This window comes from Streptomyces sp. NPDC058663 (assembly GCF_042716745.1).
In the GTDB taxonomy this organism is placed as follows: domain Bacteria; phylum Actinomycetota; class Actinomycetes; order Streptomycetales; family Streptomycetaceae; genus Streptomyces.
In genome coordinates this window covers 89,799-115,579 of the sequence record NZ_JBHXRV010000011.1, presented here as the reverse complement: position 1 = coordinate 115,579, position 25,781 = coordinate 89,799, and the positions used below count along the sequence as shown (strand labels likewise).

Here is a 25,781-nt window from a genome sequence, read left to right as displayed (position 1 = left end):
ATACGGGTGCAGTGTTCCTGCGTCGATACGGGAAGGAGTGGCACGATGCGGGGCAAGGCGGTGCGCCGCACCGTTCGAGGGGACGGAAATTCATGAGCACTTCTGGCGCCGGGCGAGGGTCCGGTCCCGTACCGATGCAAATGGCACCCATGGTGGAGGCGGTCCGGGCACCCGCGCCACGCTCCGCCCGCTCCGCGTGCGGCGGGGACTCTCCCGTACTCCCCGCGCACCCACGGCCCGAGCTGTCCTTGCTGGGGCTGCCGCAGCTGCGGACCCTGCGCAGGGACGCGCAGCGCGACGAGGCCGATCTGAGCTACGTACGCCGGCTGCTGCACGGCCGTATCGACATCCTCCGTGCCGAGCTGGCCCGGCGGGGCGGGCCGCAGTCGCCTGTGGTCGAGCGGCTCTCCGAGATCCTCGCCGACAGTCCCTCGCGGCACCGGTCGTCCGCCCGGCACGTGACGCTGTCCACGCCGCGCAACGAGGAGTACCGGCGGCTGGCGGCGGACATGCTCGCGGAGGTCGAACTGTCCGACCTCGGCGCCCGGACGGACGAAGAGCTGCACGCGGGAATGGGCCGCCTGATCGGCTACGAGCAGCAGGTTTCCCGGGAACGGCAGCAGCTCCAGCGGACCGCCGACGATTGCAGTGCGGAGATCGCCCGCAGGTACCGTGAGGGCGAAGCACAAGTAGACGATCTGCTCCACTGAGGTCCACGCCCGGAGATCCGGGCGGCTCCCGGTACGGGCGGATCACCGTTCGCGCCCGTCCGGAAGGCCAAGTCGACGATGACCTCCTCCAGCACCACCGCAGCCCCCGCCATACCCCCGGTTCTCGCCGAAGTCGTCCGATCCGGCTTCGTCGAGGGCCATCACCGGGGCTCGCTGGTCGTCCTGGCGGCGGACGGCGGTGTGGAGCTGGCCCTGGGCGACGTGAACGCGCCCGTCTTCCCCCGGTCCAGCAACAAGCCGATGCAGGCCGCCGCCCTGCTGCGGGCCGGTCTCGACCTCTCGGGGGAACGCCTCGCGCTGGCCGCCGCGAGCCACTCCGGCGAGGACTTCCACCTCGGCCTCGTCCGCACGATGCTCGGCGAGTACGGGCTGACCGAGGCCGACCTCCAGACGCCCCCCGATCTGCCGCTGGACCCCGTGGAGGCCGAGTCGTACCTGGCGTCGGGCCGGGTCCGCGAGCGCGTCACCATGAACTGCTCCGGCAAGCACGCCGCGATGATCGCCGCCTGCCGGGCCAACGGCTGGGACACCGCCACCTACCTGGACCCGGCGCACCCGCTCCAGCAGCTGGTCCTCGAGTGCGTGGAGCGGGCGAGCGGCGAGCGGGTCACCGCGGTCGGCACGGACGGCTGCGGGGCCCCGCTGATGGCGCTCAGCCTCACCGGTCTCGCGCGCGCCTTCCGCCACTTCGTGCTCGCCGAGCCCGGCTCCCCGGAGCGCCGGGTGGCGGACGCCATGCGGGCGCACCCGGAGTACGTGGCGGGGACCAGGCGCCCCGACACCTGGCTGATGACGGCGGTGCCCGGCGTGCTGTCGAAGATGGGCGCCGAGGCGGTGCAGGCGGTGGCCCTGCCGGACGGGCGGGCCCTCGCTTTCAAGATCGACGACGGCGCGGTGCGCGCGCTGGGACCGGTCCTGGCCAGGGCGCTCGGGATGCTCGGGGTGACCGGCGAGGTGGTCGCGCGGATCGGTGAGGCGCCGCTGCTCGGGGGCCCGGTCAGGGTCGGCGAAATCCGGGCGACTTTCTGAGTGGGGTGTGTTTAGCGTGGGCGCATGAGTGCCCACGCTGACCCCGCTGCCGCCGATTCCTCGCCCGCTGCCGGCTCTTCACCCGCTGCCGATTCCTCGCCCGCTGCCGGCTCTTCACCCGCTGCCGGCTCTGCCGCCGTTTCTGCCGGTGCCACTTCCGCTGCTTCCGACGCTGCCCGCACCGCCGTTCCGGGCTCCGCTCCCGCCGGTGGCGCCCTTGAGGTGCGGACCATTTCCGAGGCCGATTTCCCCGGCTGGGCGCGGGCCAACCACACCGGGTTCCTCAATTCCACGCCGTACAGCGACGAGGACCTCGCGCTGCGGCTGTCGCGCGTGGACCTGGGGCGGACGCGCGGTGCGTTCGACGGGGGCAGGTGCGTGGCGACGTTCCGGTCCTTCGCGCAGCAGCTCACCGTCCCCGGCGGCGGGTTCGTGCAGGCGGACGCCGTAACCAGCGTGTCGGTGTCGCCCACGCACCGGCGGCGCGGCCTGCTCGGCCGGATGATGCGCGAGGACCTCCGCGTGGCGAAGGAACGCGGTGACGTGGTCGCGACGCTCGTCGCGGCCGAGTACCCCATCTACGGGCGGTACGGGTTCGGCCACGCGACCTCGGTCACCTCGTGGGAGATCGACGTGCACCGCACAGGTCTCGACCCCCACCGGGCGGGACCCGACTGCGGCGGCCGGATCGACCTCGTCGACGCGGCGGACGTGAGGAAGCTGGGCCCCGAGCTGCACGAGAAGCTGCGGGCCGCACAGCCCGGCGCGATCGACCGGAACGACGCCTGGTGGGAGAACAGGACGGGTGCCACCCAGTACGCCTACGACCCGTACAAGCCGTCCTTCTTCGCGGTCTACCGTGCGCCGGACTCGGCGGGCGGCGAGGTGGAGGGCCTGGCCGTCTACCGGGCCGACGACAAGTGGGGGGACGGCAAGCAGCCGCTGAACACGGTGAGCGTGGGCGACCTGATCGCGACCACGCCCGCCGCCCAGCGCGCGCTGTGGCGGTTCCTGTGCTCGATCGACTGGGTGGCGAAGGTGCGGACCGGCTACCGGGCGCCCGACGACCTGCTGCCGGAACTGCTGCCCGACCCGAGGGCGGCGAGAGCGGTCACGGTGGCGGACTGGCTGTGGGTGCGGGTGCTGGACGTCGTACGGGCGCTGGAGGCGCGGACGTACGAGAGGAGCGGGTCGGTGGTGCTGGAGGTGGTGGACCGGCTGGGACCGGCCCAGGGACGCTTCCGGCTCTCCGTGGCGGAGTCGGGCGCAGCGACGTGCGAGCCGACTGCCGAGGATGCTGAACTCACGCTGGATGTACGGGAGTTGAGCGCCCTGTATCTGGGGGGCCGGTCTGCGGTGCGGATGCTGGCGCTGGGCGAGGTGTCCGAGGCTTCGGGCGGGGTGGCTGCCCGGGTGGACGGGCTGTTCCGGACGGCCCGCCAGCCGTGGTGTCCGGACATCTTCTGAGCCCTGGGGCGGTGGCGTGCCTCAGCTGAAGGCGGACTGGCCGAGGATGACGAGGGCGACGGAGCCGATGCCGAGGCAGGCGGTGTTCCTGGTCTTGACTCCCACGGTGAGGAAGCCGACGGCGGCGACGCCGAGGATGCCGAAGCGGCCCTCGATCACTTCGCCGATGAAGTAGGCGCCGAGGAGGAGGAGTGCGACGAGTGGCATGGGGATCACTCCCTGGAGATGAGGATGGTGAGTTTGTTGCCAACAAGCTTTACTGGACGCGAAGTTGGGCCATCTGTCGAAACTTGGCAACCAACTCACCAGGGTTGTCCCCATCACCCAAGAACTTTTAACCAGGTTCGCCAACAACTCCCGTTGGATGGCGTGAAGTTGTAGTGTTCTGGTTGTGAGCACTGCTGGCGCTGCCGTGAACGGCAGGAAAAGGTCGCACCGAGAAGTGGCCGACGAGCTGCGGGCCCGGATCAGGGCCAGGCAGCTGCGCCCGGGTGACCGGATGCCCACCCAGGCCCAGCTTGCCGAGGAGTTCGGGGTCGAGCGGGGTGCGATCCGGCAGGCGCTGCGCATCCTCCAGGAGGAGCGGCTGCTGGTGAACGTCACCAAGGGCTCGCCCGCGACGATCGCCGATGACGCGCCCGCGGCCCTCGCCCGGCCCGCCGCCGGGCCGCAGCCGACGATGGTCGCGCTGGGCTCGCGCGTCACGGAGGCCTTCAAGGCCCCGCACGTGCGGATCGACGCGTTGTGCCTGACGGCGGTGTCGCTGACGCTGGCGTTCGGGGACGCGTTGCGGCTGGTCCACGAGGGGCAGGTGAGCCCGGCCAAGGTGTCCGTGCGGGTGCTGCTGCCGAGCCGGAGCATCGACCTGGCGTTCCCGACGCCGGTGGCCGACGGGAGCGACGAGCGGCTGCACCGGCGCTGGCTGGCACAGCGCAACGCCCAGGGCCAGGTCCTGCGGCACAACCTCCGCAATCTGCGCCGTACGCACGGCATCGACGTGGAGGTGGTCTTCCGCGCCCTGCCGTTCACCCCGCCGGTGAAGCTGTACCTCCTGAACGGCTCCGAGGCGCTTTTCGCGTACTACATGATCACCAAGCAGCAGGAGCAGTTCGACGACCACGAACCGCTGGAGATGTACGACACGGTGGGCACCCGGTCGATGCTCTTCCCCTTCGCCCAGGAGTCCGGCGGCCGGCGCGACGCGACGTTCGTCGAGCAGTCCCAGCTGTGGTTCGACTCGATCTGGAACACGATCAGCCAGGACCTGACGCTGGCCGCCGAATCCTGAGGGGCGGGGCCTGAGGGGGCGGGCCCGAGGGGTGGGGCCCCGGGGCCGGGGCCATATCCGGCTCAGGTGTGCACGCCGTACGGCCCGAGGACCTGGAGGGCGAGCACGGTGACCCCGACGGCCGCGCAGGCGGGGTGCCGCGACTTGATCCCGATGGCGATCAGCAGGACGCCGATGGCGCCGGGGGTCCCGTACCGCCATTCGACGAACTTCTCGAAGCCCAGCACGAAGGCGGTGGAGAGCAGCAGCAGGACAGGCACGGGTCCCTCCCTCGGGAACGGTGGCGGCACGGGGCGTGGTGGCGCGTGTGCCGCGACGCGGGTGGTGTGGGTGGCGCGGCACGGGAGCCGTGCGCGACAGGGAGGCGACGCTGCCTCGACCAGGTTGGCCAACTGCCAACCAACTACACCCAAGTTGTCCCCACTTGGTCGCGATCCATAAACAACTTACAAACAACTCCCGTCAGATGGCCGCGAGTTGTAGCGTTGGGACGTGAGTCAGGAGAGCAACGCGATGGACGGCAGAAGGCGCTCGCACCAGGAGGTGGCCGACACCCTGCGCGAACGCATCCGCAGGGGAGAGCTGAAGGCCGGTGTCCACATGCCGACCCAGTCGAGACTGGCCGAGGAGTTCTGCGTCGAGCGGGGGGTCGTCCGGCAGGCGCTGCGCATCCTGCACGGCGAGGGGCTGCTCACCGAGGCGAGACGGGGTGCCCCGGCCCGCGTCGCGGAGAACTCCCCGCTGGCGGCGGCCGGGAACCCCGAGACGGGCCAGCCGCAGCCGACCCTCAGTGCGCTGGGCGCGCGGCTCGCCGAGGCGTTCACCGCCCAGGACGTGCACATCGACGCCCTCAGCCTGACGGCGGAGTCACTGATGCTGGCCCTCGCCCAGCCGATGCGGCTGATCCACGAGAACCGCGTCGGGCCGAGGAGCATCACCGCCCGGATCCTGCTGCCCGCCAGGAACATCGAGCTTGCCTTCCCCAAGGGCCTGGACGAGGGCGCCGACGAGGAGAGACTGGTCCACGAACGCTGGCTGCAGCAGCGCAACGCCCAGGGCCAGGTACTCCAGCACAATCTCCGCAACCTCCGCCGCTCGCACGGCATCGACGTCCAGGTGCAGTTCCGCGCCCTGCCCTTCACCCCGCCCGTGAAGCTCTACGTACTCAACCGGGCCGAGGCCCTCTTCGCGTACTACGCGGTCGCCAAGCGGCACGAGGAGATCGAGGACACCAACCTGGAGATGTACGACGCCCTGGGCACGGAGGCGGTGCTCTTCAGGTTCGACAGCAAGGCGGGACCGCGCGACGAGGCATTCGTCGAGCAATCAGCACAATGGTTCGACGCGCTCTGGAACACCATCACGTCACCGCTCACACTCGGCTAGTGACCCCCAAATCCAGTGACCTGGCCTCGCAATCGACCACCGGTGCGGGACGGGTGGCGCCGGTGCCCGAGTGGGCCGACCAAGCCATCGCCGGCGCCACCTGCGTGCTCTTCGACTTCGACGGACCCATCTGCGGCCTCTTCGCCGGCCACCGCGCGCCGCACATAGCGAACAGGCTGATCGACTGGCTGGGCGAGCAGGGGATCGGTGTGCCGCTTTCCGCCGAGGACCGGCGGGATCCGCACGCCGTACTGCGACGGGTGGGCGCCATGCATCGCGGGGACAGCGCGCTCGTACGTGCGCTGGAACAGGCACTCACCGAAGAGGAGCTGCACGCCACTGGCAGCGCGACCCCCACTCCCCACGTCGACAAGCTGATCCGGATGTGGTCCGAGCGAGGTGTGCCGCTTGCCATCGTCACCAACAACTCCGCGCTCGCGGCCGCCCGTTACGTTGAGGCGCACGGCCTCGCCCCCTGCTTCGACCGCCACATATACGGCCGCACCGCGGACCTGGAACGACTCAAGCCCGACCCGGACTGCCTCAACCGTGCGCTGCGGGCGCTGGGCGCGGCCCCCGCGAAGTCCCTGATGATCGGAGACACCCCGTCGGACCTCTACGCCGCGCAGCGGGCCGGCGTCGCCTTCCTCGGCTACGCGAAGGACGGACTCCGGCTGGCGCGACTGCGGGAGGCGGGTGCGGAAGCAGTGGTGGACTCGCTGGGCCGGGTGCTGGAGGTGGTGGAACGGGGCTGAGCGGGTCCCGCGCGGGCGGCCCGCCGCAGGGCGCCGACGGGCCGGTACGGAAGGCCCCTGGCACCGTGCTCCAGGGCCACTACCCGGCGGCGGAGCGGCTGATCGAGCTGGAGGACGGGTCGGAGCTGAACACCGTCGACGTCCTCGGCCTCGGCGCACCCCTGTTCCGGCACGTGAGCGACCAGGACCCGCACTCGATGGGCTCGCGGTTCGTCCAGGCGACGCAGGAGTGGTTCGACTGCGTCCGGGACCTGCTCGCCCAGTAGCGTCCCTTCGCCGATCCGCTCCGGAACTCCCGTACGCACGGATGAATCACGGATGTGCGTGCCAGGTGCGGCGCTCCCTCTCACCTTCACGGCGTACAGTCCCGCACCCGCACGAGGGGCCGGCGCGTTCGAGCTCCGCTCTGCCACTAATCTGGCCGCCCCTGATGTCATCGCTGATGTCACTGTGCAATCTGCGGGAGCGGTTTGTGGATGGTTTCCCGACGTCCGTGTGCGCCGTGCGCGAGCCGGGCGGGTCGCGGCCGCTCACGCCGGAGACGGACATGGCTTCCGTCTACGACGCCTTCGTATCGGCGGCGACCCTGCACGGCGAGATGACCCGGGGATTCCACCACCACAACTTCCTGGTCCCACTCACCGAGCCCATGGCCCGCCTGGTGGGCCGGCCGCCCGATACCCCGGTCACCGTCCGGCTGCGGGCACCGGACGTACTGCCGGTGGTCATCAGGACCTGGCAGGACGAGGCGCAGGTGCTCGACAGCCTCAAGGGCGCGCTGCTCAACGTTCCAAAGTGCCTCGCCAGGAGTGCGGACTCCGCCGTGCTCAGCTACGTCGAGGGCGTCCCCCTCTCCAGCGTCTGCCAGAACGGGAAGCCCGTCGACCCGCTGCTGATCGAGGGCCTCGCCACGCTGCTGGCGGAGATGGCCGTCGTACCCCGGGAGGCCTTGCCCCCGCTGCCCGGCGACTGGCCGGCGGACGGAGACAGCAGGGCCTTCCTGCGGCACCTCGCCGTGCTCACCGACCGGGATGTCCGGCAGGCCAACCGGACGGAGTTCGGCGCTCTGTTCATGGCGCTGGGCATTGCGGACGACGCGATACTGGCGTTCGCGGGACGGGTGCCGCGCATGGCCCGGCGTCCGTTCGGCCTGATCCACACCGATCTGCACCGCGACAATGTGATCTTCTCGTACCACGGTGCTCCGCCGCTCATCTGCGTCGACTGGGAACTCGCCGGATACGGCGATCCGCTGCACGACCTCGCCACCCACCTCGTACGGATGAAGTATCCGGCCGACCAGGTACCCGAGGTGCGCGAGGCGTGGCTCCGGGCGATGCGCCGGTTCCGGCCCGAGGCCGTGACCGGGATGGACGACGACCTGCGTCACTACGTCGAGTTCGAACGCGCCCAGTCCGTCTACCCGGACGTCATGCGCGCCGCGCGCTCGCTCGGCGCCGAGCGCGAGCCCGTGCGGCTCAAGGACGCGGCGAAGTCGGTGCGCGGCGCACTGCTCGCGGCGCGCACCCCACTGCGCCTGGAGAAGGTGGCGCCCCTTCCCGAGATCGAGGGACATCTCCGCCGGTGGCACGCGGCGCGGTGCCGCCGCAGCGGCCGGACGGGACAAGGGCTGCCGGCGGTCCTCTGGGCGAGTCCCGGGACGCTGTCGGAGCAGGGGATCAACGACGTGCTCATGGCCGAGCAGGCGGCTGCCGGGGAGCAGGTCCTGACGGGCACCGGGCACCGCAACACCGTCGTGCGGGAGGGGGGACGATCCGTCGTCGTGCGCCGACGGCTGCCCTGCGCCGCCCGCAGGGAACACTGCTTCAACGACGAGTCCATCGTGCTGGCGGCGCTGGCACAGGCGGAGGGAGTCCGCGCGCCCCGGGTACTGGCGCGGGGAGAGAGCTCCCCGGCGGGCCCGTTCATCGTGCACACCTACGGGGGTCCGGAGGGCCGGGCTCCCGAGCACCCGGTGGACGGACTGCTGCCGCGGGAGGCGGACGACCTGGTGGACCAGCTCGCCGCGCTGACCCGGGTCGACGTGGGACACCTGCTGCCGCGACTCGAGCCAGGAGGCTTCTACCACTGGCTCAGCGAACAACTGGTGGCCCTCGTCGACCGGCTCCCCGACAAGTCGCTGCGGCTCGCCCGCGAGCTGGGCCTCCCCGCTGCGGCCCGGCTCCGGGAGATCCTGGGCCGGCGTTCGGTCACTCCGCGCACCCCCGCGCTGCTGCACGGCGATCTGAACCCCTGGAATCTGGTCCGTGCGGTGGCCCCCGGTCAACTCACGCTCATCGACTGGGAGATGGCGCTGGTCGGTGATCCGCTCTACGACCTGGTGCGCCACCTCCACCTTACGCCCCACAGCGCGCAGACCCGGGGGCGCATGCTGAAGCGATGGAGGAGGCTCCTGGGCACGCCGTACACCGTGGGCTGGGAGCGGGACGTCCGTACCTACCGTCGGCTCGAGCTCTTCCGTTCCTCGTACATCGACCTCGACCGGCTCGTCACGGGAACGGAGCTGGACGCCCCGAACGTGCAGCGCGCCGTCGATTCGTACGCGGCGACGCTGAGCGCGGTCACCGCGCAGTTCGACCTGCGCCATCCGCGCGTGGCGAACCCGTACCTGGCGGTGGCGCTCATCCGGCGCGACCAGGAGGGTGCGGCCGTGGCCCCGGCCTCCGGCGCACTCCCGCTGTCCGCCCCCTCCGGCTGAGCGGCCGGCCGGCCCGGCCTGCCTAGGATGGCCGTCCGGTACGTCCCAGGCGGGCAGGGAGTGAAGTCGTGAGTGAGTCCGGGGAGGCGGGGCAGGCCCCCGGCCTGCGGGAGCTGAAGAAGCGGCGCACGTATGCCGCGATCTCCGACGCCGCCATCGGGCTCTTCCTGGAGCGGGGCTTCGACGCGGTGTCGGTGGCCGAGGTGGCGGCGGCGGCAGAGGTGTCGAAGCCGACGCTCTTCCGGTACTTCCCCGCCAAGGAGGACCTGGCGCTGCACCGGTTCGCCGACCACGAGGACGAGTCGGCGCGGGTGGTGGCCGGCGGGCGGGAGGCGGGCCTGGGGCCGCTGGACGCGCTGGAGCGGCACCTGCTGGCCGCACTGGAGCGGCGGGACCCCGTCACCGGTCTGTGCGACGACCCGGCGGTGCTGGCCTATCAGCGGCTGCTCTACGGGACGCCGAGCCTGCTGGCCCGGCTGTTCGTGTACACCCGGCGCTCGGAGGCCGCACTGGCCACCGCGCTCGGCGGCGACCTGCGCGCGCGGCTCGCCGCCGGCCAGCTGGTGGTCGTGCTGCGCACCCTCGCCGAGGAGAACTGGCGCCGGATCGAGTCCGGCGAGAGCGCCGACGAGGTGGCGCCGGGCGCCGTGGCAGCGGCGGAGCTGGCCTTCGGACAGCTGAGGGCGGGGCTGGACCTGTAGCGGGCCGCTCCCGCCCGCCGCGCCTTCAACCGGCCGACTCCGTACGCCGCTTGGGGAAGCCGTGGGTGCGGGCGGCCAGGACCAGGAGGAGGACCGGGACCAGCAGGGCCAGCACGCTCCACGGGAAGGACGTCGGGCCCAGCGCCCCGAGCAGGATGCCGCCCGCGACTCCGCCGCCCGCCATGGCCGCGTTCCAGAGGGTGACCAGCATGGCCTGGGCGGCGTCGGCGTGTGCGCCGCCCGCGTCGCCCGCCGCCGTCTGGAGCAGGGTGGGGGCGCCGCCCCAGCCGAGGCCCCAGAGGACCACCGCGGCGTACACCGTCGCCGTGCTGCCGGAGAGCAGCGCCAGCAGGGTCGCGGCGGCCGCGATCAGCAGGGTGGCGCCGATCATCAGGGTGCGCAGCCGGCGGTGGATGTGGGCGCCGACGATCCAGATGCTCAGCAGCGAGGCACCGCCGAAGACGAGCAGGACGAGGTCGGTGGAGTCGCCCATGCCCAGCTCGGTGAGGAAGGTGGCGATGAACGTGTAGAGGATGGTGTGCGCGAGGACGAAGACCAGAGTGACGGCCAGCACGGGGGCCACCCCGGGAACGCGCAGGGCGCTCAACAGGCTCGGCGCCTTCGGCTGCGTGTCCCGTGCCGGGGTGTTCCCGCGGCGCGGGCGGCCGGGGAAGTCCGGGACCACCGCCGCGATCCAGCCCAGCAGGCCGAGTGTGAGCGCCGTCATCGCGAGGAACGCCGTCTGCCAGTCGGTCGCCTTCCCGAGGAACGTGCCCGCGGGGACGCCCAGCGACAGGGCGACGGGGATGCCCGCCATGGCGATCGCGAGGGCCTTGCCCTGGAGGTGTACGGGGGCCATCCGGCGTGCGTACCCGGCGAGCAGCGCCCAGGCGAGGCCCGCGGCGACACCGGCGACGAAGCGGGCGCCCATGGTCAGTGTGTAGTCGGTGGACAGCGCGGTGACCGTGTTGGCGGCGGCGAAGCCGGCCATCGAGGTCAGCAGCAGGTGCTTACGGCGCCAGGCGGCGGTGGCGGCGGTCAGCGGGATCGCGGTGAGGGCGGTGCCGACGGCGTAGACGGTGACGGTCTGGCCGGTGGCGGACTCGCTGACGCCGAGGTCGGCGCTCATCGCGGGCAGCAGCCCGGCGGGCAGGGTCTCGGTGAGGCTGGTGAGGAAGACGGCGGTGGCGAGGGCGAGGAGTGCGCCGAGGGGAAGTGAGGTGCGTGGTGCGGGAGTTGAGGGCTCGGCTGCCGGTGAGGGCTGGGTCGACGGTGAGGGCTCAGCTGACGGTGAGGGCGTGGGCCGGGGCTGCTGGACGCTCTTCGCGGCGTGTGTGCTGGACATGCCGGTATCGTCGAAGCCTCACATCGGTGTGAGGGTCAACGCGGGCGAGTGTGAGGTGGGTCACATGCGAATCGGTGAGCTGTCGGAGCGGACCAACACGTCCCGCAGGCTGCTGCGTTACTACGAGGAGCAGGGGCTCATCGCCGCCGAGCGCGCCGCCAACGGCTACCGCGAGTACGACGAACGCTTCGTCGACCGCGTCGCCCAGATCCGTGGACTGCTCGACGCGGGTCTGCCCACCCGCATCATCAAGCAGATCCTGCCCTGCCTCGACCGCCCCCGCACCATCCACTTCCCCGACGCGACCCCCGAGATGCTCGCCACGCTGGAGGCGGAACTGGAGCGGATGACGGCACGGGTGGAGTGCCTGCGACGGAACCGGGACGCGATCGCGGAGTACCTGGAAGCGGTGCGGCCCGAGCTGTCGACAGCCGGAAATTGACCCATCGATCCGGATGGTAAATGCACCCTGCGCGAGGTCTATCCACTGCCTAGAGTTGATCTCACAAGGCAACGGCAGCAGGCAGAACCGCCTCCACCAGCAGGGAGTTACCCCATGAACGGCACCAACGCAGCCCTCACCGCCACCACTGACACCGCGGTCGCCACCGACAACGCGGTCGCCACCGACAACGCGGTCGCCACTGACAACGCGGTCGCCACTGACACCGCGGTCGCCACTGACAACGCGGTCGCCACCGACAACGCGGCCTTCACCCCGAAGCCCGTCCTCACCCGCGCTGCCACCGCCGAGACCACCAGCGACCCCAGCAGCGTGATGACCCTGCTCGCCGACTGCGGCACCGACGGCAGCACCGTCACCAGCTACCGTTCCACCTTCGCGGCCGGCGCGGTCGGCGCACCCGCGCACTTCCACACCCGGGCCTCCGAACTGTTCTTCGTCATCGACGGCTCCCTCCAGGTCCTCATCGACGACGAGCTCCAGACCCTGCACAAGGGCGACTTCCTCCTCGTCCCGCCGCACACCCCGCACGCCTTCGCCGCCGCCCCCGGCGCCACGGCCGACGTGTTCTTCGTCTTCACGCCCGGCATGCCGCGCTTCGACTACCTGCGGCTGCTCGGCCGGGTGATGCGCGGCGAGGCGAGCCCCCAGGAGATCAAGGACTCCTCGGAGCTGTACGACAACCACTACGTCGACAGCCCGGTGTGGCGCGAGGCCCTCGCCGCGCGCTGAGCCGGCGCTCGGAGTCGGCGCTCGGAGTCGGCGAGCCCGGATCCTGCGAGCCCGGATCCTGCGAGCTTGGATCCTGCCGGCTTGGATCCTGCGAGCCCGGATCCTGCGCTCGGAGTCAGCGCTTCCGGGGCCGGGTGTGCACCTTGGCCACACAGGCCGGGACGGACGCGCCGTCCTGGTGGTCCCTGGCCCGGTACGCGCTCGGGCTCTCGCCGACGAGCTCGGTGAAACGGGAGCTGAAGGAGCCGAGCGAGGTACAGCCCACCGCCATGCAGACGTCCGTCACGGACATCTCCCCGAGCCGCAGGAGCGCCTTGGCGCGCTCGATCCGGCGGGTCATGAGATAGCTGTACGGGGTCTCGCCGAACGCGGTGCGGAAACTGCGCTGGAAGTGCCCGACGGACATGAGGGCGTCCCGCGCCAGGGCGGGGACGTCCAGCGGCTGGGCGTAGTCGCGGTCCATGCGGTCGCGGGCGCGCCGCAGACGGACCAGGTCGGCGAGGGGGAGGGCTGCTGCCACGGTACGAACGTAACAGCGGGCTCCGCCCGGGGCAGCCCGATTCCGCGGACCGGGCCGGTCAGGTGACGGGGCCGCTGCCGTCGTCGCTGCCGGTGCCGGCGTCAGTGGCGCCCGGCCGGGTCAGGTGCGTGAAGGCGTCCAGGTTCCTGGTGGATTCGCCGCGCGAGACCCGCCAGGCGTACTCCTTGCGGATGGCCGTGGCGAAACCCAGTTCCAGGAGGGTGTTGAAGCCGCCGTCGGCCGCTTCGAGGACCGAGCCGAGGAGCCTGTCGATCTCCTCGGGCGTGACGGCGGAGAGCGGGAGCTTGCCCGCGAGGTAGACGTCCCCCAGGGAGTCGATCGCGTAACTCACCCCGTACAGGCGCAGGTTGCGCTCCAGGAGCCAGCGGTGGACGGCCTCGTGGTTCTCGTCGGGGTGGCGGATCACGAAGGCGTTCAGCGAGAGCGAGTGCCTGCCGATGATCAGCGAGACCGTGGTGGAGAGCTTGCGGGTGCCGGGTAGCTTCACGACGTACGAGCCCGGCTGTGGGCTCTCCCACTCCAGTTCGGCGTCCTTCAGGGTCGCTTCGAGGATGTCCCGTGCCTCAGCCATGGTGCGAGCGTACGTGACGCCGGTGTTCGTGCATGGCGGCGGTGTAGACGTCGGCGGTGGCCGAGGCCGCGGTGTCCCAGCCGAAGGCCTGGGCGTGGTGGGCGGCGGCCTCGCCCATCCGGGCGGTGAGTTCCGGGTGGTCGATGAGCCGGCGCAGGGCGCGGGCGTACGACGCCGGGTCGTGGCCCTCGACGAGGAAGCCGGTCGCCTCGTCCCGCACGGCGACGGGCAGGCCGCCGACCGCAGCGGCCACCACCGGGGTGCCGGCTGCCTGCGCCTCGATGGCGACCAGGCCGAAGGACTCGCTGTAGGAGGGCATGACCAGGACGGAAGCGGCCCGGAACCACTCCGCGAGCCGGTCCTGCCCGACCGGCGGGCGGAAGCGCACCACGTCCGCGATGCCGAGCCTGGCCGCCAGCTTCTGGAGCTTCTCCGGCTTGGCCATGCCGCTGCCGCTGGGCCCGCCGACGACCGGCACGACCAGCTTCGTACGGAGCGAGGGGTCCTCGGCGAGCAGCACGGCGACCGCGCGCAGCAGCACGTCCGGGGCCTTCAGGGGCTGTATGCGGCCGGCGAAGAGCGGAATGAACGCGTCCTGCGGGAGGCCGAGGCGGTCCCGGGCGGCGGCCTGCCCGTCGGCCGGACGGAACCGTTCCAGGTTCACGCCCGGGTGGACGACGGCGACCCGGCCGGGATCCGCCTCGTAGAAGCGGACCAGCTCGTCGGCCTCCTCGGCGGTGTTCGCGATGAGGCGGTCGGCGGCCCGGACGATCTGCGTCTCGCCGATCACCCGGGCGGCGGGCTCGGGGGTGTCGCCCTCGGCGAGTGCGGCGTTCTTGACCTTGGCCATGGTGTGCATGGCGTGCACGAGGGGGACGCCCCAGCGCTGGGCGGCGAGCCAGCCGACGTGGCCGGAGAGCCAGTAGTGGGAGTGGACCAGGTCGTAGTAGCCGGGTCGCTGGCCCGCCCAGGCCTGCATCACCCCGTGGGTGAAGGCACAGAGCTGGGCGGGCAGCTCCTCCTTGGCGAGACCTTCGTAGGGGCCGGCGTCTACGTGCCGTACGAGGACGCCGGGCGCCAGCTCCACGCGCGCGGGCAGGCCGCCGGTGGTTGCCCTGGTGAAGATCTCGACCTCGATGTTGATCGCCGCCAGGCGCTTGGCGAGCTCGACGATGTAGACGTTCATGCCGCCCGCGTCGCCGGTGCCGGGCTGGTGCAGCGGTGAGGTGTGCACGCTGAGCATGGCGATACGGCGCGGCTTGCGCGGGGCGCCCGGGAGGCGCAGGCGGGGCGGGGCCGCCGCGGCCAGTGTGCCGGTGAGTCGGGAGACGTACTGGCTCACGTCGACGTTCCTCCTCGACTGGGCTTTCACGGGGCGGTCAGGGGTCGGACGGTCGTACGCGGAACAGCTGCTCCGGGCCGGTCGCCGAGCTGATCCGGGCAGGGTGCGGAGCTGATCGGGCAGGGCGCGGCCGGGCGGCGCGGCCCTTTCCAACGGGGTGAACAGCGGAATTCCCTGTTCCATTTCCGTTTTGCCAAATCATTACGTTGCGCTCCCGGCCCTCGTGGCCCGCTTACGCTCGTTCCATGGCTTCCCGCACGTCCCCCTCGCGCCCGGTCGGCGCCGTCACCCGCGGGACCACGAACCCGAACCGGCTGCGCCGGATGGACCGCTGGATCGCCGCCGTGCACGGCGGCGAGCTGCGGCGTACGCCGGGAGCGGTGGCGGTGGACCTCGGGTACGGGGCGGCGCCGTGGACCGCCGTCGAACTGCTGGGGCGGCTGCGCGGGGCGGCGCCGGCCGTCGAGGTGGTCGGCATCGAGATCGAGCCCGCCCGGGTGTCCGGGGCGAAGCCGTACGAACGGGACGGTCTGACCTTCCGGCACGGCGGCTTCGAGGTGCCGCTGGACGGGGCCCGGCGCCCGGCGCTGATCCGCGCGGCCAACGTGCTGCGGCAGTACGACGAGGAGCAGGTGGCCGCCGTCTGGGAGCGGCTGCGCACCCGGCTGGCCCCGGGCGGGCTGCTGGTGGAGGGGACCTGCGACGAGATCGGGCGGCGGCACGTGTGGGTGGCGCTGGGGGCCGAGGGGCCGCGCACGGTGACGTTCGCGACCCGGCTCGGCTCCCTGGACAGGCCCTCCGACCTGGCGGAGCGGCTGCCGAAGGCGCTGATCCACCGGAACGTGCCGGGGGAGCCGGTGCACGCGTTCCTGCGGGACTTCGACCGGGCGTGGGCCGCGGCGGCCCCGTTCGCTTCGCTGGGGGCGCGGCAGCGGTGGATCAGGGCGGTACGGGACCTGTCGGCGGACTGGCCGGTGACCGGACCGCACTCGCCCGCGGGGCACGCGGCGGCGGACGGGGAGCGGCGGTGGCGGCAGGGGGAGGTGACGGTGCGCTGGGAGGCGCTGGCGCCGCGGGGCGGGGTGTACGGGTGAGGGGCTTGCGGCTCCTCGGGGGGCGGAAGGCCACGTACCGGTGAGGCCGGGCTCACGGCCCCTGGGGGCGGAAGGCCACGTACCGGTGAGGCCGGGCTCGCGGCCCCTGGGGGCGGAAGGCCACGTACCGGTGAATAACTCGGGACTTTCGGGGTGGGGGCGGAATTCCGGGAACGGGAAATCGATCTCGTTCGTCGGACGGGTGTGGAGGGAAGGGCCGGAAGGTTCCCGGTGGTTGTGAGGGGATGTTGTTGCCGACGCTGTCGCTTTTGCGGGCGGCGTGGCAGCATCGCCGGAGCATCACCAGGTTACTGACGGTAAATCAGATTCGGCTCGGCTGCGACCGCGGTCCAGCTGTGACCTCGGCTGCGACTTCGGTCCGGCTGTGACTTCGGCTGCGACTTCGGTCCGGCTGTGACTTCGACTTGTTCCGGGGGGAGCTCATGAAAAGACGCCACCGTGCCACGACCGCCCTCGCGCTGGTCTGCGCCCTGAGTGTGCTCGTACTGCCGGGGCAGGCGTCCGCCGATCCGGTGCCGCCGGCCGCCGGGGGCGCGCAGGACAAGAGCCTGGAGCAGGTGCGCAAGGAGATCGACGAGCTGTACCGGAAGGCGGCGGTCGCCACCGACTCGTACAACCTGGCCGAGGACCAGGCCCAGGACCAGTCCGGCGAGATCGTGAAGCTGGCCCGCTCGATCGTGGTGGGCGAGCAGCGCATCGAGAAGCTCAAGGACCGCCTGGGCGCGCAGGCCCGCGCCCAGTACCGGACCGGCGGGGTGCCCAGGAGCGCCCAGCTGATGATGAGCGGGAACCCGGATCTTTTCCTGCGGGGCGCCGGCCAGCTGAAGCAGGGGCAGCAGGCGGTCAAGCGGATGCTGGACGAGGTGACCCGCACCCAGGAGGACCTGCGGACGTACTCCCAGGACGCGAGCAGCCAGTGGGCGAAGCTGGAGGCCAACCGCAAGCGCAAGGAAGAGGCGCAGAAGGAGATAAAGAAGCAGATCGACGCAGCCGAGAAGATCGAGTCCCGGCTGGAGGCGAAGGAGCGGGACCGGCTGCGCCAGCTGGAACGGGACGATCAGTACCGGGCGCAGTCGGCCTGGCTGGACTCGGGTGCGCTCGAGGGCGGCAAGGGCGGGGCGGCGACGGCACAGGGCCGGCTGGCCATCGGGTACGCCACGCAGCAGATCGGCAAGCCGTACATCTGGGGTGCGGAAGGCCCCGGCGGCTTCGACTGCTCCGGGCTCACCCAGCAGGCGTGGGCGGCCGCCGGGCGCGGCATACCGCGCACGTCGCAGGAGCAGTGGCGGCTGCTGCCCAAGGTCTCCGTCGCGCAGATGCGGCCCGGTGACCTGATCGTGTACTTCGCCGACGCGAGCCACATCGGGATGTACGTGGGGGACGGGACGATCGTCCACGCCCCGCGGCCGGGGCGCGACATCACGCTCGCGGGAGCGGGCTCGATGCCCATACTCGGCGTGGTCCGCCCGGGCTGACCACGGGGGCGGGGCCGGGGGCAGGACCCGGCTCGACGGGGCGTGGCCCGGGGTGCCGGGACCCGGCTCCGTCGACCGGGGCCTCGGGGTGATCTTTGTCATGGACGCCGGGCCCCGGCACGGCCGCCGGATGCGTGGCGGGACGCGGCTTTTGCCTGGCCATCGGCGGGTGAACGGTCCGGCATATGTCCGGGGCGGACTCGTGAACGGCATTCCGTTGTGCGCCCGGCTAGCGCTATGGTCCCCGTTTGGCGGGACGTCGCTCGGCGTCCCCCCGTGCCCTCGGGGGGAGGGAAAGGAACCGAACCGATGCCCGTACCCATACCGCGGCAGCGAGCAGTGCCCGCCGTGGAAAGCGGTCAGGGCGGCCGGCACCATCACGCATCCGCTCCGCAGCCGACCGACCTCACGCTGCTGGTGATCGAGAACGACCCGGCGGACGGCTTCGCCGTACCCGCTCTGCTCGACGCGGCGAACGGCACCAGGGTGCGCGTCCGCACCGCCCGCAACCTCACCGAGGCCGAGCGGCTGCTCACCGACGACGTGCACTGCGTACTGCTCGACCTGGACCTGCCCGGCTGCGGCCACTGCCCCGAGTGCGTCGAGGACGCCGCGGCGCCCGACGGGCCCGTGCTGGGCGCGCTCGGCGACGTACTGCGGATGGCCCCCGGCCACGCCGTACTGGCGCTGACGCCGCCGGACCGGGCGGAGCACGCGGCCGCCGCGGTGCGGGCCGGTGCGCAGGACTACCTGTTCCGCGACGAGCTGGACGCCCGGCTGCTGACCCGTGCCATCCGGTACGCCGTGGAACGCAAGCGCGCCGACACGGCCTCCTACAAGCTGGCGGAGTCGCGGCTGCACGCCCAGGAGAACGCCAGGCTGGAGCGCGGCCTGCTGCCGACACCGCTCCTCGAGGGCTCCGACCTGCGCTTCGCCGCCCGCTACCGGCCAGGCCGCTCCCGCGCCCTGCTCGGCGGTGACTTCTACGACACCGTCCGCACGCCGGACGGCACCGTGCACGCGATGATCGGCGACGTCTGCGGCCACGGCCCCGACGAGGCCGCGCTCGGCGTCGAACTGCGCATCGCCTGGCGGGCACTGACCTTCGCCGGGCTGTGCGGGGACGAACTGCTCTCCACCCTTCAGCGGGTCCTGGAGCACGAGCGGGAGAGCGAGGAGATCTTCGCGACGCTCTGCACCGTCGACATCGCGCCGGACGGCCGCAGGGCCGGCTTGTGCCTGGCCGGCCACCCGGCACCCCTGATCACCCGCCACGGCCGCCCCGCCCAGCTCATGCCGTTCGAGGACGGCGGCCCGGCCCTCGGTCTGCTGCCGCGTGCCCGCTGGCCCCGGCAGCAGGTGGAACTGGGCGGTGCCTGGAGCCTGTTGATGTACACGGACGGCCTGATCGAGGGCCGGGTCGCGGGCAGCGGGAGCGGCCGGCTCGGCCAGGAGGGCATGGTGGAGATGATCAACCGCCAGCTCGCCGAGGGACTGCGCGGCGAGGAGCTGCTGGACGCGGCCGTCACCCGGGTCCGCGAGCTGAACGGCGGCGAACTCACGGACGACGTGGCGGTCCTGCTGCTGGACCGCGACCGAGCCGCCCCGGCCACCGCGCACGACAGCGGTGGACTCGGCGCGGTCACCGCACACGACGGCGGCCGGGCACCCACCGTGGGGCACCCGGCCAAGGGCCGACGACGTCGGTAGGCGGCAGGCCCGGGGACCGGACGGGCCACTGGGCCCGCCGCGGTCCGTCGGGACGGGACGGGCCACTGGGCCCGCCGCGGTCCGTCGGGACGGGACGGGACGGGACGGGCCACTGGGCCCGCCGAGCCCGGCGCGGCCCGGACGGCCACTGGGCCCGGCGCGGTCCGGCTCACGATGCCTGCCATGCCCGTCGTGACGCCACCCGTCCGGCCTGCGACACCCGTCCGGCCCGCGCCACCCGTCCGGCCCCGACTCCGGTCGGGTCAACGCCCGCCGTTGTAGGGGCCGTAAGGTCCGTCGCTGCTGCTGCCGCCACGGCGGCCGCCGCCACCGCCGGAGACCTGCCGCAGCGCGGGCCGTACGTCCACCAGGAAGACGATCGACGCGACCAGCCCCGCGACCTGCAGGAAGAAGATCCCCAGGAAGTTCACCAGCACGGTGATGGCCAGCATGATCAGCCAGAAGTTCTTGGACTGCTTGTCGGCCGCGCGGTAGGCGTCGGCGCGGGCCACGGCTGCCAGGACCAGCGCGGCCACCGCGGTCACGGTGAAGACCAGGCCGACCACGAACCACAGCCCGATATCGAATCCATCACGCAACATGTGGAGCACCGCCTCATCCGGTTTGACAGCCGCTCGACCGTCCCGCCCAAGGTACCGAAACGACGGACCGGACACCCTGGGGCGACCCGGCCCGCCGTGTCACACCGGACGAGCACAACCAAAGCCGAACCACTCTCGCGGCCTTGTCCTACGAAGCCCAGCCGCAGGCCTGGCCCAGCCGCAGGCCTGGACCGACCGCAAGCCCTGGCCCAGCCGAAGGCCTGGCCACGCAGCAGACCCTGGCCCGGCCTTGTCTAGGCCTTGTCCTCGGCGGCGGCCGGGGCCGCCTTCTTCGCGGCGCCGGCCTTGCGCGCCGGGCCCTTCTTCGCCTCGGGGGCGCTCACGTCCCCGTCGGTCGCGGAGGCACTCGCCGGAGCCTTCGGCTCGGGGTCGGGCTCGACCGCGACGGCGATCTCGTTGATCTCCTCGGCGGCTTCACCGCGCCACTGCTTCACGGCCTGCTCGCCGTGCTCGGCGACCTTCTCGTACGTCTCACGGGCCTTGACCGCGTACTCGGCGGCCACGCCCACGCTCCGCAGCGCGAGGTCCTGGGCGGTCTCGCCCAGCTTCTTCAGGTCGGTGTCGAACGAGCCGATCACCTCGGTGAACTTCGCCTGCAGGGTGGCCTGCGCCTCCTTGGCCTGCGAAGTCACCTTCTCCTGAACGGACTTGGGGTCGGCCTGCCGCACCTTCTCGAAGCGCTCGGGCGCCTCGTCGGCGAGCTTCTTGGCCTGCTGCACGGCGAGGTCGGCGGTGCCGGCAACGAAGTAGAGGGGGGTCGGGTCGGCGAGGGTCTTGCGCAGGTCATCGCTGATGGCCATAACTGTGGTCCTCCCGGATCGCATCAGTGTGAGGGTGGGGCGGCAGCACTGTCGTCGTCACCGTCGGCGCGTCTCCTGGCGCCGGGGGTGTCCTCGTGATCCGTATCGCTCGTCGCACCGGCCACGTCGTCCGCGTCCCCCGCGGTTGCCGTGGCCGCTTCCGCGGCGTTCTCCTTGCGGAAGGACTCGTAGATCTGGAGCAGCACCTGCTTCTGCCGCTCGCTGATCGAGGGATCGGCCAGGATGACGGCCCGCGTCTCCAGCTCCTCCCGGTCCTTCTCGTCGAGGATGCCGGCCTGGACGTAGAGCGTCTCCGCGGAGATCCGCAGTGCCTTGGCGAGCTGCTGCAGGATGTCCGCGCTCGGCTTGCGCAGGCCGCGTTCGATCTGGCTGAGGTACGGATTGGACACCCCGGCGGCATCGGCGAGCTGCCGCAACGACAGCTGCGCGGTGCGCCGCTGCTCGCGCAGGTACTCCCCGAGGTTGCCGACGTTCAGTGATGCCATGCCCCGATGGTGCACCCGCCTTGCTAACTTTTGCAAGCGCCCGCTTGCAAAAGTGTTCCAGGGCACAGCGCCTCCCGACGTGACTCGCAGCGACAACTGTCACTTTGCAGGGATTCCTGCCCCCAGTCAGCCGTCGTCGCCGAGCGGTAATCCCCCAGGCCCTGGCTGTGTGAGCCACTACGTTGGTGTGCGTGGAGACACGGGGGCAGAGGTATCGGTATGTGGGTCCGGCTGAGCTGAAGGTGCTCGTCCCGGCGGGTGGTGAAGGGTGGAGCATCCGCTCGGCGGCGGACTTCGGCGAGTGGGTCTCGACGCTGACCCTGGACGAGTTGGCCGAGCCGTTCACATTCGTCGTCGATGGCGGCAGAGTGCTGCGACTGGCTCCGCGCCGCAGTGAGCACGTGGTGTGTGCCGGCGGCGGAGAGGTCCTGAGCGCCGGTGAGATGAGCTTCCGCGAGGAGTCCGGGCGGTGGGTGGTCGAGGAGGTCAGCAACCAGTCGACCGGCTACTGCCCGGACATCAGCTCATGGCCCGCCGTGGCCGAGGCTCTGGATCGGATCGGGATCCACCGACCGCCCGGATTCACGCACGAGGTCGTCTTTCGCCGATGCCACTCCTGCCGGGAGCTCAACATCGTGCGGGAGAAGGACTTCGTATGCGTCTTCTGCGGCGAGGACCTGCCGCGGGAGTGGAACGTCGGTGAGCCCGGGTGACTGGGCAGACCGCGAAGATCGCATCGCTTTGCGAGTGCGGCAGCATGGCGACGCGGCAGGTGAACCAGTTCATCCTTCACGATGAGTTGTGGTGGGACTCGGAGTTCTCCTGCGGGTCCTGTGGCACCTACCTGTGCGAACACGCTGGTCCGGGACCAGCACCTCATGATGTTCGGGAGACTCTCCTTGCAGCGCACGGGTCGGTCAGACTGCGGCTGGTCGGTTCGGTTCCCAGTCTCGTCCCAGCTTTGAAGGTCTTCCGGGAGGTGTCGGCGGCCTCGTTGTCGCGGGCTCGTCAGCTGGTTGGGGAACTGAGCCGCGATGGTCTGGTGGGGACGTTGGCGGAGATGGAGTTCCTGAAGGCTCGGCTGCAGACGTGTGGAGTTCCCGTCGACGTCGATCGGTAGCTGTCCGTGAGGGACTGAACCGGAGCCCGGCTGCGAACAAGAACCTCGGAACAATGTCAGAGGTCCTTGAGAGACTTCCGCCCATGACCTCGATTGATCAAGGAGTGCGGGCGTCGTGGGAGCGCATAGACGCTTGGCTCAGAGACCGCTGCTACCGGACGCCGGTAAGGGCTTCCGCGGCCGAGGACCAGGAGCGGCTCCGCGCGCTCGAAGCGGAGCTCGGGGCAGCACTCCCCTCCGACGTGCGCGACTGGTGGATCCTGGAGGGCGTCAGCGCCGACTACTGGATCCCTGGAACGTTCGCTCCGGTGGGCCTGGAGGAAGCCCTGGAAACGCGAGAGATCTGGTGGCAGGTCGCGGAAGAGGAAGGGGTCTCGTTCGACGCGAACGGTGACCCGGAACCGCGCTTCCTGCCCTCGTTCCTGCCGATCGCGATGAGCCCCGGCGGCGACGGACTGATCGTCGACCTGCGGCCCGGTGACTCCTGTGGCGCGGTTCTCCTGTGGGACCACGAGATGTGGGTACTCGGGGTGCCGCTGTGGGATTCGGTGACCTCCATGCTCCAGGACACCGCTGCCGCTCTCGAATCAGGATCGCCCGCCCTGCTCCGCCATGCCGCCCTGGGCGGTACCGAGAAGGCGCGCGTCGCTCTCGTGGACGACGCCGGTGACCTGGTCTGGGAGGCAGCAGACCGCTGAGAGCGCCCCTCGGGGTCCGACGAAAACCCCCTGTGCCGACCCACCCCGGCGGTGGATGATTCCCGCTGTGCACGGGGACGAGGACGACGCCGCGAAGACGTGCGCGAGCACGCGATTCAGGTTGGCCGACACGAAGCACCGCCGGGCCCGGGGTGCCTGCGCCGGCGTGGAAGGGTAGTTCGGAGAGCCCGAGCGCGGGACGTACGAGCTGTTCGCCTGGGTTGCGGAGGGGGCCGGCGTTCCGGCGTGGGTCGGTTCCCGGGTGTGGCTGGTGCCGGACGACGAGGCACTCGATGCCTGGCTGCTGGAGGACGCGGAGAGCTGGGGGCAGCGGCCGGGGTCGGGCAGTCTGGTGCTCACCGGTCTGGACGACCACGAGGGTCCGCCAGAGGGTTACGGGGGTGGTGTCCGGGTGCACGACGGGAGCACCGCCGGCTGGGTTCCTGCCGCGAGATCACCCGCGTTCTGCCGCCCGAACAGGTGCCACCGCCTCTCGTTCTGCGGGGGCTCGCGCCGAGCGACCGGCTGATGGCGGCGCTGGAGAAAGGCACCCGGCGGGCACTGGACCTGGCAGAAGCCGCTCTGGAGATACGGGACGCCGGGGCGAGCTGCTCACCGACCGGCGGTTGCGGCCCACGGTCAGGGACTGGCGCCCGTGCTCCAGCGGTGCGGACCTGATCGACCTGCAACTCGATGCGGCGGGCGACTCCGTACCCGTTCCCGCATACGCCCGGCCCCTCTGGGAGCGTTGGTTCACCGGACCGCCGGATGCCGCGCCCTGACCCCGCGGGGTCGGCCCTACGACCTGTTCGCCACAGTCCTGGAAGCCCTTGTTGAGGGCGGCATGGACGTCACCCTGGCGTGAGCTTGCACCCGCGCGGCCCCGGGAGCGCCGCACCCCCCCCCCGCGAACCCCCGGCGTACGCCACCTTCCCCGCACAGCACCCCCCGGCGTACGCCACCCTCCCCCGCGCGGCGGAGGCGGGCCGCACTCACGGCGGACGTCGCGGGCGGTGGGTTTCACCAGAGTGGGGGGATGGCCCCCAAGATCCTGCGCGCACCCCTCCAGTTCATCCTGCGCGCGCCGCCGCCTGTCAGCGACACCGCACGCCCGGTGCCCCGTTGGGCGATGCGCCTCGCGTACGCGCTTCCGCTGGTCCTGCTGCCGTCCTGCCTGTGGCGGCTGCCCTTCGCCTTCCACTTCGAGATGGGGCAGCTCCAGGAGGCCTCCATGCCGTCGTACTGGGTGGGCGTTCCGTACGTGTTCGGGCTCAGCGTGCTCACCGAGGTGGTCGCATGGCTGACCGTCGGACTGGTCCGGGGGTGGGGGGAGGTCGCGCCCGCGTGGATGCCGTTCATCGGCGGCCGGCGCGTCCGGCCGCTGGCGGCCGTCGTTCCCGGCGTCGCAGGCGGGCTGGTCCTGACCGTGGCGCTGACCGGTATTCCGCTCGGCGGTGGGCGCAGCCTGATGCTGTACGGGATGGCCGAGGGCGTGGCGTACGCCCACGACGGCTGGTACTGGCTCGCGGCCGTGGCGGTCGGCATCCCCACCACCTTCTGGGGCCCTGCCGTCATCGCCCTCGCGGTCGCCTACTACCGCCGACGGACCGGGGGCGGTGCCGGGCCGAGCAACGGTGAAGTTTCCGGCGGGGCCGTCCCGGCCACCAGGTGACACCCCCATCGATCAGGAATCGAGAAGCGCGGACCGCAGAGCCTCCATAGCCTTGCGGACATGGACATCACCATTCACACCAGCGCCCTGCCCCACGACGACCCGGACGCCTCCGTCGCCTTCTACCGCGAGGCCCTCGGCTTCGAGGTCCGCAACGACGTCGGCCAGGGCAAGATGCGCTGGATCACCGTCGGACCGGCCGGGCAGCCCGGCACCTCCATCCTGCTGGCACCGCCCGCCGTCGACCCCGGCATCACCGACGACGAGCGCCGCACCATCACCGAGATGATGGCCAAGGGCACGTACGGCTGGATCCTGCTGGCCACCCCCGACCTCACCGGCACCTTCGAGAAGGTGCAGGCCACCGGGGCCGAGGTCGTCCAGGAGCCGACGGACCAGCCCTACGGCATCCGCGACTGCGCCTTCCGGGACCCGGCGGGCAACCTCATCCGCATCCAGGAAGTGCGCTGAACGCACCGGCCCGCATCACTCGGTGCCACCCGTTATCACCAGGGGAGGGAGCCCAGCCATGTGCAATCCCGCCTGGGCGCGCGCACGCATCGCCGCGCAGCGCCTGCACGACCTCGCGCGACTGCGCCGGGTCCGCGACCGGATCGACCGGGAGTACGCGCGACCACTGGACGTCGAGGCGCTCGCCAGGGAGGCGGGGATGCCCGCCGGGTCGCTCGGCCGGGAGTTCCGGCGGGCGTACGGCGAGTCCCCGTACGCGTTCGTGCAACGGCGGCGCGCCGAGCGGGGGGTGGCGGTGCCGAGCGAGGTGTGACGGTGCCGACGGGGTGAGGCGGTGGCGACGGGGCCCCGGTGACCGGCCGTCCCGGTGATCTGCTCCCGCGATCCTGGCGGGGCTGCTGTCCCCGCCGCCGTCCCGCGATCCCGGCGGGGTTGCCGTCCCGGTGACCTGTGGCCCCGGCGGGCCTGCTGTCCCCGGTGGCCTGCGGCCCGCTGCCCTGCGGCCTGCTGCCCTGCGCCCC

The 25,781-nt window shown here is 71.8% G+C and carries 26 protein-coding genes and 3 pseudogenes; 20 read left to right on the top strand and 9 right to left on the bottom strand.

Annotation, left to right across the window (positions count from 1 at the left end; translation table 11 throughout):
* The first annotated feature begins 92 nt into the window (after window positions 1-92).
* From ACFWVV_RS10845 to ACFWVV_RS10835, 3 genes are all read left to right on the top strand, one after another.
* Window positions 93-710, top strand: a complete 618-nt coding sequence (locus tag ACFWVV_RS10845; RefSeq protein WP_384345855.1) for an ABC transporter substrate-binding protein — start codon at window positions 93-95, stop codon at window positions 708-710.
* A 78-nt stretch (window positions 711-788) separates the two neighbouring features.
* Window positions 789-1,760: an asparaginase gene (locus ACFWVV_RS10840; RefSeq protein WP_384345852.1), complete on the top strand. Its 972-nt coding sequence runs from the start codon at window positions 789-791 to the stop codon at window positions 1,758-1,760.
* A gap of 24 nt (window positions 1,761-1,784) precedes the next feature.
* Complete coding sequence (locus tag ACFWVV_RS10835) at window positions 1,785-3,227, top strand: GNAT family N-acetyltransferase (protein ID WP_384345849.1); 1,443 nt, start codon at window positions 1,785-1,787, stop codon at window positions 3,225-3,227.
* A gap of 21 nt (window positions 3,228-3,248) precedes the next feature.
* Here ACFWVV_RS10835 and ACFWVV_RS10830 read toward each other — a convergent pair whose 3' ends face one another.
* Window positions 3,249-3,434 carry a hypothetical protein gene (locus tag ACFWVV_RS10830; RefSeq protein WP_384345846.1) on the bottom strand — a complete coding sequence of 62 codons (186 nt, stop codon included), beginning with the start codon at window positions 3,432-3,434 and terminating at the stop codon, window positions 3,249-3,251.
* A 184-nt stretch (window positions 3,435-3,618) separates the two neighbouring features.
* Here ACFWVV_RS10830 and ACFWVV_RS10825 point away from each other — a divergent pair, with 184 nt between their 5' ends.
* Window positions 3,619-4,515 (top strand): winged helix-turn-helix domain-containing protein, encoded by an 897-nt coding sequence (locus ACFWVV_RS10825; protein ID WP_384345843.1) that lies wholly within the window; start codon window positions 3,619-3,621, stop codon window positions 4,513-4,515.
* A gap of 62 nt (window positions 4,516-4,577) precedes the next feature.
* On the opposite strand, the gene ACFWVV_RS10820 is transcribed toward ACFWVV_RS10825, so the two are convergent.
* Window positions 4,578-4,775, bottom strand: a complete 198-nt coding sequence (locus tag ACFWVV_RS10820) for a hypothetical protein (protein ID WP_384345840.1) — start codon at window positions 4,773-4,775, stop codon at window positions 4,578-4,580.
* A 253-nt stretch (window positions 4,776-5,028) separates the two neighbouring features.
* Between ACFWVV_RS10820 and ACFWVV_RS10815 the strand changes: the two genes are divergently transcribed.
* The 5 genes from ACFWVV_RS10815 (at window position 5,029) to ACFWVV_RS10795 (ending at window position 10,076) form a co-directional block, all read left to right on the top strand.
* On the top strand, window positions 5,029-5,901 hold the full coding sequence (locus tag ACFWVV_RS10815) for a winged helix-turn-helix domain-containing protein (protein WP_384346052.1): 873 nt from the start codon (window positions 5,029-5,031) through the stop codon (window positions 5,899-5,901).
* Window positions 5,901-6,656: an HAD family hydrolase gene (locus ACFWVV_RS10810; protein ID WP_384345837.1), complete on the top strand. Its 756-nt coding sequence runs from the start codon at window positions 5,901-5,903 to the stop codon at window positions 6,654-6,656. Before ACFWVV_RS10815 ends, ACFWVV_RS10810 begins: the two co-directional genes overlap by 1 nt.
* Window positions 6,657-6,721: 65 nt before the next feature.
* Window positions 6,722-6,922: a hypothetical protein gene (locus tag ACFWVV_RS10805; RefSeq protein ID WP_384345834.1), complete on the top strand. Its 201-nt coding sequence runs from the start codon at window positions 6,722-6,724 to the stop codon at window positions 6,920-6,922.
* Window positions 6,923-7,203: 281 nt separating this feature from the next.
* Window positions 7,204-9,375, top strand: coding sequence for a phosphotransferase family protein (locus tag ACFWVV_RS10800; RefSeq protein WP_384345831.1), 2,172 nt, complete (start codon window positions 7,204-7,206; stop codon window positions 9,373-9,375).
* 68 nt (window positions 9,376-9,443) lie between these two features.
* Entirely contained in the window at window positions 9,444-10,076 is a 633-nt protein-coding gene (locus ACFWVV_RS10795; RefSeq protein ID WP_384345828.1) for a TetR family transcriptional regulator, read from the top strand.
* A gap of 25 nt (window positions 10,077-10,101) precedes the next feature.
* Here ACFWVV_RS10795 and ACFWVV_RS10790 read toward each other — a convergent pair whose 3' ends face one another.
* Window positions 10,102-11,421: an MFS transporter gene (locus tag ACFWVV_RS10790; RefSeq protein WP_384345826.1), complete on the bottom strand. Its 1,320-nt coding sequence runs from the start codon at window positions 11,419-11,421 to the stop codon at window positions 10,102-10,104.
* A 64-nt stretch (window positions 11,422-11,485) separates the two neighbouring features.
* Between ACFWVV_RS10790 and ACFWVV_RS10785 the strand changes: the two genes are divergently transcribed.
* Both ACFWVV_RS10785 and ACFWVV_RS10780 read left to right on the top strand, forming a co-directional pair.
* Window positions 11,486-11,863: a MerR family transcriptional regulator gene (locus ACFWVV_RS10785; protein ID WP_384345823.1), complete on the top strand. Its 378-nt coding sequence runs from the start codon at window positions 11,486-11,488 to the stop codon at window positions 11,861-11,863.
* Between the two features lie 279 nt (window positions 11,864-12,142).
* Window positions 12,143-12,616 (top strand): annotated as a pseudogene (locus ACFWVV_RS10780) (cupin domain-containing protein); the annotation flags it as partial.
* Window positions 12,617-12,731: 115 nt separating this feature from the next.
* Here the strand turns inward: ACFWVV_RS10780 and ACFWVV_RS10775 are convergent.
* The 3 genes from ACFWVV_RS10775 to mshA all read right to left on the bottom strand — a co-directional run bounded on the left by ACFWVV_RS10775 (window position 12,732) and on the right by mshA (window position 15,070).
* Window positions 12,732-13,079: a helix-turn-helix transcriptional regulator gene (locus ACFWVV_RS10775; RefSeq protein ID WP_384346049.1), complete on the bottom strand. Its 348-nt coding sequence runs from the start codon at window positions 13,077-13,079 to the stop codon at window positions 12,732-12,734.
* A gap of 115 nt (window positions 13,080-13,194) precedes the next feature.
* Window positions 13,195-13,728 (bottom strand): YbjN domain-containing protein, encoded by a 534-nt coding sequence (locus ACFWVV_RS10770; protein ID WP_384345820.1) that lies wholly within the window; start codon window positions 13,726-13,728, stop codon window positions 13,195-13,197.
* Complete coding sequence (gene mshA / locus ACFWVV_RS10765; RefSeq protein WP_384345817.1) at window positions 13,721-15,070, bottom strand: D-inositol-3-phosphate glycosyltransferase; 1,350 nt, start codon at window positions 15,068-15,070, stop codon at window positions 13,721-13,723. The genes ACFWVV_RS10770 and mshA overlap by 8 nt, the downstream gene beginning before the upstream one ends.
* Window positions 15,071-15,315: 245 nt before the next feature.
* On the opposite strand from mshA, the gene ACFWVV_RS10760 reads away from it, so the two are divergent.
* From ACFWVV_RS10760 to ACFWVV_RS10750, 3 genes are all read left to right on the top strand, one after another.
* The gene (locus ACFWVV_RS10760) at window positions 15,316-16,164 is read left to right on the top strand and encodes a class I SAM-dependent methyltransferase (protein WP_384345814.1); all 849 of its coding nucleotides are present in this window, start codon (window positions 15,316-15,318) and stop codon (window positions 16,162-16,164) included.
* A gap of 443 nt (window positions 16,165-16,607) precedes the next feature.
* Window positions 16,608-17,660 (top strand): NlpC/P60 family protein, encoded by a 1,053-nt coding sequence (locus ACFWVV_RS10755; RefSeq protein ID WP_384345811.1) that lies wholly within the window; start codon window positions 16,608-16,610, stop codon window positions 17,658-17,660.
* Window positions 17,661-17,969: 309 nt separating this feature from the next.
* A complete protein-coding gene (locus ACFWVV_RS10750; RefSeq protein ID WP_384345808.1) occupies window positions 17,970-19,370 on the top strand; it encodes a PP2C family protein-serine/threonine phosphatase in 1,401 nt (466 codons plus the stop codon).
* 263 nt (window positions 19,371-19,633) lie between these two features.
* Here the strand turns inward: ACFWVV_RS10750 and ACFWVV_RS10745 are convergent, their stop codons facing one another.
* The 3 genes from ACFWVV_RS10745 to ACFWVV_RS10735 form a co-directional block, all read right to left on the bottom strand.
* Complete coding sequence (locus tag ACFWVV_RS10745) at window positions 19,634-19,972, bottom strand: DUF2516 family protein (protein WP_384345805.1); 339 nt, start codon at window positions 19,970-19,972, stop codon at window positions 19,634-19,636.
* Between the two features lie 254 nt (window positions 19,973-20,226).
* On the bottom strand, window positions 20,227-20,793 hold the full coding sequence (locus ACFWVV_RS10740) for a hypothetical protein (RefSeq protein WP_384345802.1): 567 nt from the start codon (window positions 20,791-20,793) through the stop codon (window positions 20,227-20,229).
* 23 nt (window positions 20,794-20,816) lie between these two features.
* Window positions 20,817-21,299 carry a helix-turn-helix domain-containing protein gene (locus ACFWVV_RS10735; RefSeq protein WP_384345800.1) on the bottom strand — a complete coding sequence of 161 codons (483 nt, stop codon included), beginning with the start codon at window positions 21,297-21,299 and terminating at the stop codon, window positions 20,817-20,819.
* Window positions 21,300-21,520: 221 nt separating this feature from the next.
* On the opposite strand from ACFWVV_RS10735, the gene ACFWVV_RS10730 reads away from it, so the two are divergent.
* From ACFWVV_RS10730 to ACFWVV_RS10705, 6 genes and pseudogenes are all read left to right on the top strand, one after another.
* Entirely contained in the window at window positions 21,521-22,012 is a 492-nt protein-coding gene (locus tag ACFWVV_RS10730) for a hypothetical protein (RefSeq protein WP_384345797.1), read from the top strand.
* A 490-nt stretch (window positions 22,013-22,502) separates the two neighbouring features.
* Complete coding sequence (locus ACFWVV_RS10725; RefSeq protein ID WP_384345795.1) at window positions 22,503-23,117, top strand: SMI1/KNR4 family protein; 615 nt, start codon at window positions 22,503-22,505, stop codon at window positions 23,115-23,117.
* A 55-nt stretch (window positions 23,118-23,172) separates the two neighbouring features.
* A pseudogene (locus ACFWVV_RS10720) lies at window positions 23,173-23,887 on the top strand (hypothetical protein); the annotation flags it as partial.
* A 266-nt stretch (window positions 23,888-24,153) separates the two neighbouring features.
* A complete protein-coding gene (locus ACFWVV_RS10715) occupies window positions 24,154-24,789 on the top strand; it encodes a hypothetical protein (RefSeq protein WP_384345792.1) in 636 nt (211 codons plus the stop codon).
* A 60-nt stretch (window positions 24,790-24,849) separates the two neighbouring features.
* Window positions 24,850-25,260, top strand: coding sequence for a VOC family protein (locus ACFWVV_RS10710; protein ID WP_384345789.1), 411 nt, complete (start codon window positions 24,850-24,852; stop codon window positions 25,258-25,260).
* Between the two features lie 58 nt (window positions 25,261-25,318).
* Window positions 25,319-25,558, top strand: a pseudogene (locus tag ACFWVV_RS10705) (AraC family transcriptional regulator); the annotation flags it as partial.
* Between the last annotated feature and the right edge of the window lie 223 nt (window positions 25,559-25,781).